Consider the following 15,568-nt stretch of genomic DNA (forward strand, 5'->3'; position numbering starts at 1 on the left):
TTCCCAGCCCCCTCCGGATACAGCACACCCGCCGTGCGCCGTATTCAGAACGTCGCCTTGATGCCCGCCACCACCCGGGCGCGGTAGATGCGGCCAGCGTCGTGTTGATCGGTGTCCCAGTAGCGAAGGTCCAGCGACGTGTGATCGTTGATGGCGTAGGTCGCGCCGACATTCCACGTGGTGTAGTTGAAATCGCGCGGGCTGCCGTCGGGCCATTGGGACGCGTTGGCCGAGGTCTGGTGGCCGGCCACCGCAGACAGCGACCACGCGGTGTTGACGACGTAGGCAGCATTGACTTCGGTGTAAAGCGCATGCCTGGCCACGCCGGGAAAGTTGGGCGAATACACCACGCCCGCACCGACGGTCAGCGCACCGAAGGCATGCGCGCCGCGCAAATACGTCTCGGCATAGGATTCACGCAACCCCTCCGGCTGGTTCCTGTAGCCGTAGTAAATGTAGCCCAGGTCCAAAGCGATACCGCCGATGACAGGACGCCATCCACCATACAGGTCCACCTCCTGGCTGGTTCGCGTATCACCCGAGGGGCTGAAATCCACGTTGGATGTCCACGCACCCACGTACCACTGGTTGAGGTAGGTGACGTCGGCCCCCGCGAAGCCGGCAGGGTGGCCGTCGGTCTGGCTGATGCCGCGAAAGACGTAATCGGTTTGCGCACCCGCGTTGAATGTGACCTGCCAGTCGGGCTGCGCGTCGGTAGCCATGGCACAGGGAATCGCGGCACAGGGAAGGAGGCCCAGCGCCAGTAATGCAACGTTCTTCATCGTCTCGTCCGCATGTTCGGGAATCACTGCGGCGGATGTTAGAAACGGCTGTCTCAAGGCGGTGCTGAGTTTGCACGCATGGCATCAAGGCGCTGTAAAGAGGGCAGGCATTAGCGGGCTGCGCCGCGAGGGCTTATGCTCGGCTGCGCCGGCGCGGTACCTTTCCCGCCGATGCGCGTGAGGGGGGGCGCCGAGTGACCATCTTCGATCGCTTGGGGCGTGGCGTTATTTGCAGTGGGCAGGATACGACTGTCCCAGGCACAGATTGATAGAGGAGTGGGGTAGTGCAAAATTCCGAAACCAGAGCGGCGACGCTTCCGTATACCGCCGCGCTGGCCATCATCGTGGTGAACCTGATTTTCACCTGTCTTGCCGTGTACCGCATCTTGCACATGCAGAGCCCGTCGCTGGACGACGAGGGGCGATATCACGTGCTGGTCACGCTTGCCGGGAGCGAAGTGGTTTCCATGGTGCTTTCCGTGGCGCTCGCCATCGGCACCACGCAATGGTTTGTGGAGCGTCGGGGCATGATGAGTCCGCCCGGATATGCGGCGGCACTGATCGGCCTGGGCTACGCCATCCTGGGCGCGGTACTGCCGCTGGCGTGGTGGGCGGCTTCCCACAGCTTCGTACAACAGATGGCCAGCAGCTCGATAAGCCTTCTGGTAACCGTCAATTTCGTGGTGGGCCTGGCTCTCAAGGCCATTGGCGTCATTCTCCCCGTGTGGCTGGTCTTCCATCTGCTGCGCAAGCACGAGCGGCCGACGCAACCGCCGTACTCCATGCGCCTGCGCGCGCTGCTGATTTTTACGTTGCTGGTATGGGCGTGGGTGCTTTCGGTGGCTCAGTTCGCCGTTCCCGCCGCCATGGCCATGGCTCCGTACTACGGCTACAACTTCGACTCGGCACCTCTGATTGCCTGCGTGGGTTCCTTCGGCTTCGTGCTGCCTGCCTTCATCGGTGCACTGCTCGGCTTGCCCCGGCAACCTCAGCACACCCGCCCCCTGCGTTTGCTTCTGGCGAGCGTCGTGGTGTTCCTCGTCAGTGTGCTGGTACTGGTAGGGCTGACCTATGCATTGCTGCGTATCGCCGTGGCAGTGAACGCCGGCTTTGAGCCCACCACCGGATTCGTGGCCTTCATCTGGCTGATCTGGTTCGTGCTCTCCGTCGCCCTCTCAGGGCTGCTGGTTCGCGGCCTGACGCGGGAACGCACGGTTGCAGCAGATGCGGTGGCGTGACGTTGATCCCGCGAGTGTCGATTACGACATGAAAACGGGAGGGGACGGCTGTTATGCGGTAGCCAAAGGCGCTTTTGATGATGGGCGAAAAGATGCATTCGCTATTTTGGCGACCTGCGGGAGCCTGGTATGTCAAAACGTGTGTTGTTGACGAGCATCGAAGACGATGGAGTTCAGCGTAACGTCGAGAAGGCGCGCTACTGCTACACGCGCGCCATTAAACGCGGCGCTCCCGAAGCTGCATACAACAATCCCGGAGTTAGCTATCGGACGGCTCCACATGCCCACAAAGAACAAGTGAGGCGGAAATTCTGGTCTGTTGGCGGATCGGGGGGGCGAGGTCGATACGCTCAATAAGACTGGTTCCTCTTGGGGCCAGGCACTGATATCACGCCCGACCCGAAGGGCGCGTCCTTCGATGCGCCTTCCACCGCGCGCCGCGCTGGCCGGAGAAGACCTATTTGGCAGCTTGCCCCATGTCCCGCGCTGCCAGCATGGCGCGGTCGAGCGCGGCGGCCATGTCGCGTTGTGCTTGTGCATCGAATTGAGCAAGGAAGGCTTCGGCGACGGTTGCCTGATAAATCTTCCACATCTTCTTTCGCAGCACTTTGCCCGCGTCGGTGATGGTCGCGAATGCGGCGCGTCCGTCGTCTGCTGCGCGCGCGCGGGTGACCAGGCCTTCGGACTCCAGGCGGTCGATCAGGCGGGTGAGGTTGTAGCGCTCGATGACCAGTACGTCGGCAAGTTCGTGCATGCGCCGCGTGCCATCCGGGCCGCTTTCCAGTCCCCATAGCGCGTCGTACCAGCCATAGGGTGGCAGTTTGGCGGCGGCCAGCCGGCGCTCGATTTCGCGGATGAGGGCGCGATGTGTCCGCACAAAGGAGAACCAGAGGTCGGGGTCGTTCTTGGCCATGCCGGCGCGCGCCTGTTTGAGTTGCAGTTGCAATCGTTATTTTACCCCGATAGGATGCCGACCGCACACGATTGCAATTGCAATCGTGTGCGCATGGCCTCGCGGCGCGCCGATTCGCGCCGCCTTCTCCCGGAGTACCCCATGAACCATCCCCACGTACCCACCGACATTGATCCCCAGGAAACCCGGGAATGGCTGGAGGCGCTGGACGCCGTGACTGCGGCCGACGGTCGCCCGCGCGCGCACTACCTGCTGGATCAGCTCAGCGAGCGCGATACCACGCTGCACGGTGATTTGCACGGGCGCGTGACCACGGCCTACGTCAACACCATTGCACCGGAGCATCAGCCGGCCTATCCGGGCGATCTGGCGATGGAGGAGCGGCTCAACGCCTATATCCGCTGGAACGCGATGGTGACCGTGCTGCGTGCCGGCAAGCACTCGAACGTGGGTGGTCACATCGCCACGTACCAATCTGCTGCGGTGTTGTACGACGTGGGTTTCAATCATTTCTTCCGCGGTCGCACCGATACATTCGATGGCGACATGATCTACATCCAGGGACATTCGGCCCCGGGCATCTATGGTCGTGCCTATCTGGAAGGACGCATCAGCGACGAGCAACTGGACGCGTTCCGTCGTGAGGCCGGTCGTGACGGTTTGTCGTCGTACCCGCACCCACGCCTCATGCCGTCGTTCTGGCAGTTCCCTACCGTGTCGATGGGGCTGGGTCCCCTGACTGCGGCATATCAGGCGCGCTACATGCGTTATCTGGAGTATCGCGGACTGAAGGAGCCGCAGGGTCGCAAGGTCTGGGCGTTTCTTGGCGATGGCGAAATGGACCAGCCGGAATCACTCGCCGCCATTTCGGTCGCGGGGCGCGAGCGCCTGGACAACCTGGTGTTTGTCGTCAACTGCAATCTGCAGCGTCTGGATGGCCCGGTACGCGGCAACAGCAAGATCATTCAGGAGCTCGAAGGAACCTTCCGTGCCGCGGGCTGGAACGTCATCAAGGTAGTGTGGGGCAGTGGCTGGGACCGGCTGCTGGCGAAGGACGGCACCGGCCTGCTGCGGCAGCGGATGATGGAGTGCGTTGACGGTGACTACCAGACATTCAAGTCACAGAGTGGTGCCTATGTGCGCGAGCACTTCTTCGGAAAATATCCGCAGCTGCTTGAGCTTGTTGCCGACATGTCGGACGACGACATCTGGAAGCTGGCACGCGGCGGCCATGATCCGGAGAAGGTCCATGCGGCCTATGCGCAGGCGGTCGCTACGACCGGACGGCCGACGGTCGTGCTCGCCAAGACGGTGAAGGGCTTCGGCATGGGCGAGGCCGGTGAGGGACAGAACGTCAATCACCAGCTCAAGAAAATGAGCGCCGATGCCGTGCGCGCGTTCCGCGACCGCTTTGCGCTTCCGGTAAGCGACGAGCAGCTGGACGACATGCCATACCTGCGACCGGAGCCGGATAGCGCTGAAGCGCGCTATGCCAGCGCGCGCAGGGCCGCGCTGGGCGGATTCCTGCCCGCGCGTTTCAGCGACGTTGCGCCGTTACCGGTGCCGCCGTTGTCCGCGTTTGCCAGCCAGTTGCAGGGAACGGGCGACAGGGGTGTTTCGACCACGATGGCGTTTGTGCGCATCCTCACCATGCTGTTGAAGGACCCGGCGCTGGGCAAGCTCGTGATTCCCATCGTGCCCGACGAATCACGCACCTTCGGCATGGAAGGCCTGTTCCGGCAGATTGGCATTCATTCCTATCTGGGGCAGCTCTACACGCCGCAGGATGCCGGCACGCTCAGCTACTACAAGGAAGCGAAGGACGGCCAGATTCTTCAGGAAGGCATCAACGAGTCCGGCGCCATCTCGTCGTGGATCGCGGCAGGCACGGCGTACAGCAACCATCGCCTGCCCACCATTCCGTTCTACATTTTCTATTCGATGTTTGGCCTGCAACGCGTGGGCGATCTGGCGTGGGCGGCGGCAGATGCGCGCACTCGTGGCTTTCTCATTGGCGCTACATCGGGCCGTACCACGCTGATGGGTGAGGGTCTTCAGCACGACGATGGCCATAGCCACGTGCTGTCCTCGGTGATTCCCAGCTGCGTGTCGTACGACCCCACGTACGCACATGAGTTGGCCGTCATCGTGCAGGATGGTCTGCGGCGCATGTATGTGGACCAGGAAGACATCTACTACTACATCACGGTTCTCAACGAAAACTATCCGCACCCTGCGCTGGTGGAAGGCCAGGAAGAGGGCATTCTCAAAGGCCTTTATCTTCTGGAAGGTGACGCCAGTGGCCTGGAGGACGCGCCCCGCGTGCAGCTGATGGGTAGCGGTTCCATTCTGCGCGAAGTGATCGCGGCGGCCGATCTGCTGCGCAACGACTTTGGTGTTGCATGCGACATCTGGAGTGCCACGAGCCTCACTGAAGTCCGCCGCGATGGTCTTTCGACGGAGCGCTGGAACATGCTGCATCCGGAACACGAGCCGCGCATTCCGTACGTCCAGCGATGCCTTGCGGGCCATCCCGGCCCCGTGATCGTCGCAACGGACTATATGAAGATCGTGGGTGACCAGATCAGGCCATTCGTGCATGACCGCCGTTTCGTGGCACTGGGCACCGATGGGTTCGGCCGCAGCGACACGCGCGAATCACTGCGCACGTTCTTTGAAGTAGATCGCCACTTCATTGTCCTGGCCGCACTGAAGGCGCTGGCGGACGAGGGAACCATCAGCCGCCAGCGCATCCGCGACGCCATGACCCGTTATGGCATCGACGGCGAAAAGGCCGACCCCGCGTCGATCTGACGGCACGCACCGCTCACCACCAGACTGAAGAAAAGCATGGCATCAGCAATGGCAAACGGTACGCCGCAGGAAGTGCGCGTACCCGATATCGGCAGCCCGGACGGCATACCCGTGATTGAAGTGCTCGTCGCCGTGGGTGACACGGTGGTGGCGGAGCAGGGACTTTTTACGCTGGAATCGGACAAGGCGACCATGGAGCTTCCCGCGCCGGTGGGCGGCGTGGTGGTGGCTGTCGAGGTGAGGGTGGGCGACACGGTATCGGACGGTGCGCTGGTGGCGCTGATAGATACGGGAGCTTCCGGCACGGCTTCTGTTGCGCCTGCGCCCGTCATCGACGTGTCGCCGCCGGTTGCCGCTGCCATCGAGGTGCTGCCCACAAAGGCATCCGCGCCCCACGCCCACGGCCGGGTTCCCTATGCAAGTCCGGCAGTGCGCGCCCTCGCGCGGCGGCTGGATATCGACCTTGAGGCCATCACGGGTACGGGGCGTGGCGGCCGGATCACTCGTGCCGACGTGCAGAACCTGGCCGATGGCGGAGCGGCGAGCCCTTCAGTACCCGTGGCTCGCATGGACATGCCTGAGCATCCCGCCCGCCATCTGCCGTGGCCCAGCGTCGACTTCGCCCGATTTGGCGAGACAGACGTTGTTGCGCTGAGCCGCATCCAGCGCATCTCCGGCGCCAACCTTGCGCGAAACTGGGCACTGATTCCTCATGTGACCCAGCATGACGAAGCGGATATCACGGATCTGGAATCGTTCCGTCTCCAGATCAATCGGGAGCAGGCCGAAGGGGGCGATGCAAAACTGACGATGCTCGCGTTCCTCATGAAGGCATGCGCGCGATTGCTCGGCGAGTTTCCCCGATTCGGCGCATCGCTGGATGCGCAAGGGGACAACCTCATCATGAAGCGCTACGTTCATATGGGCTTTGCGGCGGATACTGCCGATGGCCTTGTGGTGCCCGTGATTCGTGATGTTGACCACAAGAGCGTCACGTCCATCGCCCGCGAACTGGCGTCGCTGGCTGGCAAGGCGCGAGCGGGACAGTTGACCGCGGCAGACATGCAGGGCGGTTGCTTCACGATCAGCTCGCTGGGCGGCATCGGTGGCACCGCATTCACGCCGATCATCAACGCACCCGAGGTGGCCATCCTTGGCGTATCGCGCGCGGCCATGAAACCGCAGTGGGACGGACAGGCGTTTCAGCCGCGCCTCATGCTTCCCTTGTCGCTGTCCTACGATCACCGCGTGATTGATGGCGCCGCGGCGGCGCGTTTCACCGCGAGGCTTGGCGTGCTGCTCGCGGACGTCAGGCGGATGCTCCTTTAGCCCATGCGCCGTGCTCGATGCATCACATGCACACGTCAGCGTGGTTGCGTGTCGGGCAGCATGTTGATGGACGTGAGCCACTTCTCTACCAGAACGGGCCACTCGGTCGTGATCGGGAAGCCATTGGGGCGCAGTCCGAATGCATGACCGCCCCTGGCGAAAAGATGCATCTCCACAGGCGCGTCCACTTTCTTCAGCGCGAGATAGTAGGAAATCGAATTTCGCACGTCGTCCACGGGATCATTCTCGGCCTGTAGCAAGAAAGTGGGTGGCGTCTGCGCCGAGACGCGTATGTCCGGATTGAGCTTCGTGCCTTCGCGTTCCCACAGGTGCCCGGGATACAGCGCGATGGCGAAATCGGGTCGCGCACTCAGTGCGTCGGCGGCATCAACCGGCGTATAGCTTCGGCCTTTGCGATTGCTGATGTCGGCCACCAGGTGGCCGCCGGCAGAGAAGCCAATCACACCGATCCGCTCCGGATCAATATGAAGACTGGTGGCCTGCTGGCGAAGCAGAACCATTGCGCGTTGTGCATCCTGTAATGCCATCGGTACACGAGGTTTCAGTCCGCAGTTGCAGTCGTCGTTCCAATACGGCCCTGAACCGGGTACGCGATATTTCAGCAGCACGCATGTCATGCCTTTTGCCGTGACCCAGTCGCAGATCTCCGTGCCTTCCAGGTCCATGGCCAGCACGCGATATCCACCGCCCGGAAACACCATGATGGTTGTCCCGCTATTGGCAGCTTTTGGCGGGTAGACCGTCATGGTGGGACGCGTCACGTTCTGTACGGAATCCCAGGGCCTGCCCGCCACCGGTTTGTGCTCGTCGACAATCTGCTCGGGACCCTTTGTCTTCGGGAGTTCAATCGCCACGTGTTCGGGCCACAACGGAATCTGCGTGAACGGCGAGGCGGGTTGCCATCCATCGGTTGATATCACGCGGCCATTTCCGGCGAAGGCCGTGCCTGCCGATGTCATGCCCAGCACGAGAAGTGCGCTCAATTGACGCCACGTCAGATTCATTGATGTTTCCCTTCCCCGGTTTCAGTGGCGAAAGGCTAATCCGGAGAAGTGGCTTTTCGGTGGCGGGGTAGGGGATGGGTGAGGTCTGAGATTCCCTGATCGCGCGTGAATGGCTGAACTGAACGCGTTACAACGTCTTCCCGATTTTGCGTCGCCGACATTTGCACGGCCCGCGTTTTATGACCCATGATCATCACACGATGGCGCTGATATTTCCTTGCGGAATTCTTTGGAAGAAAACCATCAGGTTGTCGCAAGGTCTTACGATTTTTTGTGCATAAGCCCGTTTGCCGGATTAATAATCAGGAAGGCTCTTTCATGGCTATCAATGGTTTTCGCGCGACGGTTCTGAGTGCTTCCATTGCCGCCGGCATGTTGCTGGTGGCAGGCTGCAACCAGCAACCCCCTCCGCCCGCCACGGCACCTGCCGCTGCATCCACGGTTGCCGCCAATCAGGCGCCGGCTTACGTGCCGCCAACGGCAGACCAGCTTTATCAGCTGGTGGGACCCATCGCGCTTTTTCCCGACAAACTGGTAGCCCAGGTACTTGCCGGTTCCACCTATCCGGACCAGATCGAAGCCGCCGACAACCTGCTTGCGCAGAATCCCAAATTGAAGGGTGACCTGTTGCAGGCGGCCGTCGATCCGCAGCAATGGGACCCCAGCGTCAAGGCGCTCACCAAGTTCCCCACCGTGCTCGATCAGATGGCGCAGAACCAGCAATGGACCACGTCGCTCGGCCAGGCATACGTCAACGATCCCACCGATGTGCTCAACGCGATCCAGGTCATGCGTGAGCGAGCCTCGTCGCACGGCAGCCTGCAAAGTTCCAGCAAGCTGAAAGTGAGTACGCAGCCCGTGCAGGACTCCGGCACGTCGTATACGACCGAGACCTATGTGGATCAGGGAGGCGGCATCATTCCGCCGCCGTCGCGGATCATCCAGATCGAGCCTGCCAGCGAGGATGTGGTGTACGTGCCCAGCTACGATCCGGGCGTGGTCTATGGCGACGTGCCCATCTATCCCAGCTATTCCTATGCGCCGCGCGGCTACAGCACCGGTGAAGTGCTTGCCGTGGGTGGGTTGAGCTTCGGCCTCGGTGTCGTCGTGGGTGCGCTTCTGGACAACCATCACGGCGGTGGCTACGGCGGTGGCGGCTGGTCGTCGTGGGGTGTGAACTGGGGTGGCCGCGGTGGCGGTGGTGGTGGCTGGCACCGGCCGGCAGTCGTCTACAACAACCAGACGTATGTGTCGCGTTCGACGACCATCATCAACAACAACGTTCATAACGGCAACACCAACATCAATAATGGCCGCATCAACAACGGCAACATCACCAACAATCATCCCATTGCCGGCAATCCGGCGAATGCGGCCAACTTCGCCAACAATCGTTTCGCGCCGAACGGCGTTCGTGGAGCGTCTGCGGTGAATGGCAACGTGCCCGGCAACGCAGGCACGCCGCAGTTCAACCGCGGTGCACTGACGCCCAACCGGGCACAGGCCCGTACCGAGGCCACGCCGGCACAACCTGCGCACATGACGATACCGAACTTCAACGGCGCGCAACGCGGAGCAAATGCGGCAGCAGAGCGCCGGACAAATGTCGCCGGCAACCCGGCGCCCAATGCGGAAGGTCGCGCCATGGCACCGGCACGTCCGGGCAATGCCACGCCGCAGGCGGAAGCCGCCCGGCGCGAGCAGGCGCAGGCAACGCAACAGCAACGCAACGACTTCCAGCGCTCCCAGCCTGCCGCGCGTCCGCAGGCGCCAGAGATCAACCGCGACAACGAGCAGCGTGCACGCGAGCAGCAACAGGTCCAGCAGCAACAGCAACAACGTGCACGCGAACAGCCGGCGCAGCGATCCTTCGAACAGCAGGCCGCGCCGCGAGCGGAACCACGACAGGCCCCCGAACGCGTCGAGCAGCGCCAGGCACCCGTCCAGCGCGAACAGCGAGAGCAGCGAGAGCAGCGCGAACCGGTCGAACGCCAGCAGCCCCGCCAGGTTGAGCATGAGCAGCCACGGCCCCAGCAGGAATCGCGACCGCATCAGGCGCCACCTCAGAGGGAAGAAAAAAAGCGCGATGACTCCTATCGCGATTGAGCGGATCGTCATTCGCTGAGGGTAAGAAGTGTCGGAATCCGGCCGTCTCGGATTATGGTTGGCACTATCTGACGGGGAGTCGACAGATGACTCCCTGGCCATCGAACTGGTGTACGACTGATACGCGAAAGACTCGATCGTCACAGTAAAAGAAAAAGGCAGATCCTGGGGATCTGCCTTTTCATTGCCCGTCGTGGAACGCTTGCTCTTCGCCCGAGCGTGATGGTTCGGAAGCGTTACGGGATGGTCCCCTCAACAGGCTTCTCCGCCTTCTCGTACGACGACATCTTGTTGGCGCGTTCGCGCCAGACACGTGCCATGTCGGCTGTTTTCGCGTCGCCCAGGGCATGGCCCTCCGCATCATGTTCCAGCGGTGTGGAATAGAAGGGCAGATCGTTGTCGCATAGAAAGGTTCCCAGGGTGCTTGTGCCGTGCGGGTGCTTGAAGCCGAATGCGTAGGAGTCCTGACCGGTGTTGCAATGGCTGCCCCCGGCGTTGTGACCTACCTCGTGGCGGTACGCGGTCGTGGACGTAATCTTGCCGATCTCATATCTGCCATCGACGACCGCCCAGGCCGTCGCCGTTTCACCCGAAGCGGGGCTGAAGAAAGTGGCGAGCAGGTCGGCATGGTGCTTCTTGATCTGATCGGCGAAGACGGTGGGCATCCGACCGAGGTTTTCGGTGTTTACCGCATAGTTTTCCGCAATCACCTCGACGGCAGTCAGTCGAAGCCTTGCATCGACATGCGAGTTCCTCAGCCCGACATTCGCGGTCTCAATCTGTGCCAGCGCATATGCCGATGCGTGATCGAGCCCTCCCATGTCGCTTACTGCCACCTCGGAAAAGCCGGCAAGCACATCAATGATGCGCTTGCCCTCGCAATCCACGTCAGGGCCATCCGCAGACGCCTGCGTGTTCGATGCGTCGGGGTTCTGTTGGGGAGGAGTGTCCTGAGCCGTCCAGTCTGTCACGGGTTCGGCCACGAAATGGGCACTCCCATCGGCGGCACCAAGGACCGATCCACGCGCACCGGGTACGTCGGAGATGGCTTCATAGCCGCCTTTCGGCAACACGACGACGATCAGGGACCCGCGTTTATCCCCTCGTGTGTCGAGCAGGTCGGCGGAGTCCACGCGGTACTCGCCCATGCCTCCCCTGGCCATCAAGGGTGACGCCGTGAGCGCCAGGGAACCGGATGTTTTAGCCTGGCGTTGAATGATATTCAGGCTCTGCGCGTAGGCCGAAACTGCGCGCGCGGTGGGCTGCTCGGGTGCCTGCGATCGCGTGCCGGGAGTGGCTGGGCACTGGGTTGCCAGCGTTCGCCACCAGGCGTTTTCATACTCGCCTTCCTCATAGCGCGGATACGTATCGGCAGGCCCTGGCACACCATCGTGTTTCGACAGGAAGCGCGCGATTGTGCCGCGGCCGTGTATGGCGCCGACGAAAGTGGGTTCATTGGCATCCTTCGGGTCCAGAAAGTCGCCAGCATGTGTGCCAGCAGCGGCCCAGTGGCTGTTTGACTCACCTTTCTTCGGGTAATACCAGGTGGGGCCAGCGACTCCGTTGAATTTCGCCCGGAAAAACCCCTTGACGTCATCGTGATGGAAGAGGCCAATCATCGTGGGCTCGCTCCAGGTCTTGGGGTCGCTGGACGTCCCCATGTGCTCACCCATCCACGTCCAGTGGCTATCGGAGCTACCCTTCGGCGGGAACGTCCAGGCTGGATCGGGAACGCCGTCGAAGCGGGAGACATAGAATCCCGCCGCACCTTTGTGAATGAGGCCGACCTTGGTGATCTCCGTCTGATCCTTGGGGTTGGCGAAGGTGCCCGCGTGCTCTCCGGCCCATATCCAGTGGCTATTTGACTGCCCTTTCGCCGGGAAGTACCAGGTGGCCCCCGCCTGGCCGGAGAACGTGGACATGAAGAATCCCCTGTCGCCGTGGTGAATCGCTCCGGGGAACGATTCTTCGCTCCAGGTCTTTGGATCGGCGTAAGTGCCGTCCGCATGAATGCCGCTTCCCTGTGGGTGCGCTGCGGGTGGCCCGGCGGAATGAGCCATTGCCATGGTGGGGGCCAGCAAAAGAATGGCCGCCAGATACTTCAACCCTTTTTTTCGCGCAAAAGCCATGAGTCCTTCTCCCTATGTGTATGGCCGTACGAAAGGCGAAGCCCTGATCGGACTGACGCCTCTACGTGAACTGACTATGCACGTTTGGAGAAATGAAAATGCGCGCTTTCGGCACATTAACCAATTTCGGCATGGGGTGATGCGGCCGAGCGCTATGTTCGGCGCTGGTGGTTCTCAACCCATAGTCAACGAGGGGGCTTGATGTCAGCGTCGTGCATCAAGTGACTCGCATGCGCGGCACGACGCGTCGGTCTCGCGGTCGGGATGGTGTGTTCATGCAGGCGGAAGCAATCCGCTCGTATCGTATGGGGGCATGGAGCGATGCGCTTGACCATGCCCCCTGAATCTTTACTCGGTATCGCGTCGCAGCGTTCCCGCCAGCGCAATCAATCCGGACACGGTGAACGCGGCGCAAAGTGCCAGCAGGCCCAGCGAAAGAATCAGTCCCCAGGGGCCTGTCTTGCCCGCCAGCCAGAAGCAGGTCGCGGCAGCGGCGAGGCTGGCGAAGCCGAATATCTTCGATGCCGTACGTGTTCCCTGGCCACGCCTTCTTTTGAGCGCGAGCCAAGCGCCCATTACGAGAATGCCGCCCAGCACGACGATGATCAGACCGTACGTGAAGATGAGTTCGGGCAGGGCATTGCGCTCCCGCTGTTTGACCACTTCCTGCCACTGAGCTGACTGCGCTTTCTGGCTTTCGATTTTTTCGGCCTCAGCGCCAGAGCCCACGGTGATTTGCGACATGTGGAGCAGGGCGTCGCCCCGTTCGGGCGAGGGACCTTCGTTTTGCAGGCGTGCGAGACGGTCCAGCAGGGCCGCATCGTCCTGGACGTTGTATCGAAGGTGCGGCGCGGGCGTTGTGCAGTAGCCAAAATCGCGTCCGCGCCTGTGTTGGTCAGATGCGGTGCAGGTCAGCTCTGCAGCGGGTGCGCCATGGGCGGCTGGCAGGTGGAAGTGGACAGTTGAATTCCAGAAACTGCCGGTAACGCGGAAGGTGACGAATGTGCGAATGACGTAGTCGTCTGGCGTCGTCGGTGAAAACGACGGAGCAAGGTTGACCCAGACGCCGGGCCGAATAAGTCGGGACTCTGATCGTCCCGAATGCACGGGGTTGTAGTGAAGGTCGGCGCGGTCGATGTCCGCAAGGGCTTCGGGTGACTCGTGGGCACGCCACTGGAAGTCGTATGTCACACCCGTATTGGCGAGGCGTGCGCGAAGTGTTGGCAGGTCTTCCCGTACGGCGAATTCACGCGCCTGAGCGTCATCAAATGACACGTCGGCCGGCAGCGGCTCGTTGAACTGGGTCAGCAGATTTGCGCGTTCCTCGAACTGCTCCCGCGTTTCTGCCGGCTGGCCGTTGGCCAGCGGCGTCGGTTCGCGATGGCAGGCGCCGAGAAGTACCGCGACGCATAGCATCGCGCCGACGGTCACGCGTCGGAGTGGAAGACGGTGCATTGGTTTTCCCCCTTGTGCGCGGCCTTCCTGTGGCCGGCATCATGGGTCGGATTCTGCAGGATGGTATGGCGAGTGTCACGTGTCCGCCCGGACTATCCTGAAGCTGCCGGATTTATGGAGGCGTGGGGAAAAACCGCGCCAGCCAGTCCCTGAACATACGCGGCCAGGCCTCTTCCTCCGGAATGCCCTGCGCCAATCCCGCACCGTGCACGCCATGGGCAAACAAGTGAACCTCCGCAGGTACGCCGGCATCCTTCAGCGCGCTGGCGAACATCACACTGTTCTGCGGGCTGATCCGTTGATCGTCCATGCTCTCGAACAGGAACACAGGAGGGAGCGCCGAGGTGACGTGTTCCTGGCCGGACAGCGCATGCTCAAGCGTTGCCAGTTCCGAGCCGCGGTAGCCGTAGAGAAGATGCTTCAGGGAACTGGGTGAAGCATAGGCATCCGGAAGCATCGAGATGACGGGATAGCCCAGTCCCAGAAATGCCGCCCTGATGTTCGTCCGGCCACCGTTGTCCTGTGACGGCATATGGAAGTCATCGTCCGGATGCAATGCCAGCGTGCTGGCGAGGTGGCCGCCGGCGGAAAAGCCGAACAGTCCTATTTGCTGCGGGTTGATGCCGAATCGCCTGGCGTCGTGTCCCAGCAGGTTCAGTGCGCGGCGGCCGTCCCACATGGGAACGGGAAAGCGGTACGTGCCGTCCGGTTGAACCAGGCGGTAGTGAAGAACAAACGCCTTCACATGCAGCGTGTCCGCGAAATATTGCGCCACGGGTGCCTGTTCCTTTTCATCCGTCAGGCGGTCGTATCCACCGCCGGGAATGATGAGGATGGCGGCCATGCGTTTGTCTGTCTCATTTTGCGGCACGTACACCTGTAGATAGGGGATATCCCGACATGCATCGTTGCCGGTCGCGCCGGGCGCGGACTCGTTCCATAGCGGAATCTGCGTCGGATCGCTGGAATCGAAGCAGTCCTCGCGTCGCTGATCCTGCGATACGTGAGTCTCGTTGTGATGGCCGCCTGTCTCGATGTTGCGATGTGCCACCGCGACATCAATAAACGACAGGCACGCGATTGCGACAACCGCCGGCAACACCTTCATGGGCATACCCGTAATGAGAAATCTGCGCCGATCATGGCGATGGCGGCTTTCTGTCGCGTTTCGGAAGGCCAGTGGCTGGCGCGTGGCCTGTGTTGACGTGCTGAAGAATGTTGACCAGCCGCCCCAGCGGGTCCCGAACGTAGAAACGGCGAACGCCCCAGGGTTCGTCCACAGGGCCGTATCCCATAGCGAGGCCAGCCGTCTCGATCCTTCGCTGCACCTCAGCAAGGTCGTCCACTTCGACGGACAAATCAGGCACTGGCGTATCGGAACCGCCCTGACTTGCGAAACTGATCTGCACCGCCATCGTTGCGGAACATCCGTAAGTGCGAATCCAGCCGTGATCCATCACGATATCCAGATCAAGGATGCCTCGGTAGAACGCATCGACAGCGTCCATGTCGACGGTGGGAACGTTGGCGACGATCCTGCGGACTTTCACGAGAGTGCTCCGGCTCAGGCTGTGCAGCGGCAACTATAGTTGGTCCGGTCTGACGGTGTTGCGCTGGACGTCATGGCGCCGATCATGGTGTTCATAGGCATGTAATACGGTTATCAACTGGCCGCTTCGGCCATGCCTTAGAAACGTTTCGTTGGGGATGGCGCCTGCGGCAGAAAGCCCCGGCAAGCAACAAAAACACAACTGATCGACATCGAGGTCACTTTGAG

10 protein-coding genes and 1 pseudogene are annotated in these 15,568 nt (G+C 61.8%); 4 read left to right on the plus strand and 7 right to left on the minus strand.

The genetic code is table 11. From position 1 onward, the window contains the following. Positions 1-44 precede the first annotated feature (44 nt). Positions 45-782 carry a TorF family putative porin gene (locus tag FHW69_RS16345; RefSeq protein WP_183424173.1) on the minus strand — a complete coding sequence of 246 codons (738 nt, stop codon included), beginning with the start codon at positions 780-782 and terminating at the stop codon, positions 45-47. 284 nt (positions 783-1,066) lie between these two features. On the opposite strand from FHW69_RS16345, the gene FHW69_RS16350 reads away from it, so the two are divergent. Beyond that, complete coding sequence (locus FHW69_RS16350; protein ID WP_183424174.1) at positions 1,067-2,020, plus strand: hypothetical protein; 954 nt, start codon at positions 1,067-1,069, stop codon at positions 2,018-2,020. A 457-nt stretch (positions 2,021-2,477) separates the two neighbouring features. On the opposite strand, the gene FHW69_RS16355 is transcribed toward FHW69_RS16350, so the two are convergent. Further along, positions 2,478-2,933: a MarR family winged helix-turn-helix transcriptional regulator gene (locus FHW69_RS16355; RefSeq protein ID WP_183424175.1), complete on the minus strand. Its 456-nt coding sequence runs from the start codon at positions 2,931-2,933 to the stop codon at positions 2,478-2,480. A 141-nt stretch (positions 2,934-3,074) separates the two neighbouring features. On the opposite strand from FHW69_RS16355, the gene aceE reads away from it, so the two are divergent. Together aceE and FHW69_RS16365 are read left to right on the plus strand one after the other, a co-directional pair. Further along, positions 3,075-5,747 carry a pyruvate dehydrogenase (acetyl-transferring), homodimeric type gene (gene aceE / locus FHW69_RS16360; RefSeq protein WP_183424176.1) on the plus strand — a complete coding sequence of 891 codons (2,673 nt, stop codon included), beginning with the start codon at positions 3,075-3,077 and terminating at the stop codon, positions 5,745-5,747. Between the two features lie 36 nt (positions 5,748-5,783). Beyond that, entirely contained in the window at positions 5,784-7,076 is a 1,293-nt protein-coding gene (locus tag FHW69_RS16365) for a 2-oxo acid dehydrogenase subunit E2 (protein WP_183424177.1), read from the plus strand. A gap of 35 nt (positions 7,077-7,111) precedes the next feature. Here the strand turns inward: FHW69_RS16365 and FHW69_RS16370 are convergent, their stop codons facing one another. Continuing rightward, positions 7,112-8,101: an alpha/beta hydrolase gene (locus FHW69_RS16370; protein ID WP_343204042.1), complete on the minus strand. Its 990-nt coding sequence runs from the start codon at positions 8,099-8,101 to the stop codon at positions 7,112-7,114. 318 nt (positions 8,102-8,419) lie between these two features. Between FHW69_RS16370 and FHW69_RS16375 the strand changes: the two genes are divergently transcribed. Next, a complete protein-coding gene (locus tag FHW69_RS16375; protein WP_183424178.1) occupies positions 8,420-10,207 on the plus strand; it encodes a DUF3300 domain-containing protein in 1,788 nt (595 codons plus the stop codon). Positions 10,208-10,443: 236 nt separating this feature from the next. Here FHW69_RS16375 and FHW69_RS16380 read toward each other — a convergent pair whose 3' ends face one another. The 4 genes and pseudogenes from FHW69_RS16380 to FHW69_RS16395 form a co-directional block, all read right to left on the minus strand. Further along, positions 10,444-12,336, minus strand: a complete 1,893-nt coding sequence (locus FHW69_RS16380; RefSeq protein ID WP_183424179.1) for a hypothetical protein — start codon at positions 12,334-12,336, stop codon at positions 10,444-10,446. 348 nt (positions 12,337-12,684) lie between these two features. After that, positions 12,685-13,791, minus strand: a complete 1,107-nt coding sequence (locus FHW69_RS16385) for a hypothetical protein (protein ID WP_183424180.1) — start codon at positions 13,789-13,791, stop codon at positions 12,685-12,687. 112 nt (positions 13,792-13,903) lie between these two features. Continuing rightward, positions 13,904-14,899: an alpha/beta hydrolase gene (locus FHW69_RS16390; protein WP_183424181.1), complete on the minus strand. Its 996-nt coding sequence runs from the start codon at positions 14,897-14,899 to the stop codon at positions 13,904-13,906. Positions 14,900-14,996: 97 nt separating this feature from the next. Further along, positions 14,997-15,341: pseudogene (locus FHW69_RS16395) on the minus strand (VOC family protein); the annotation flags it as partial. Between the last annotated feature and the right edge of the window lie 227 nt (positions 15,342-15,568).

The sequence above is a fragment of the Luteibacter sp. Sphag1AF genome, assembly GCF_014192715.1.
Classification (GTDB): Bacteria; Pseudomonadota; Gammaproteobacteria; order Xanthomonadales; family Rhodanobacteraceae; genus Luteibacter.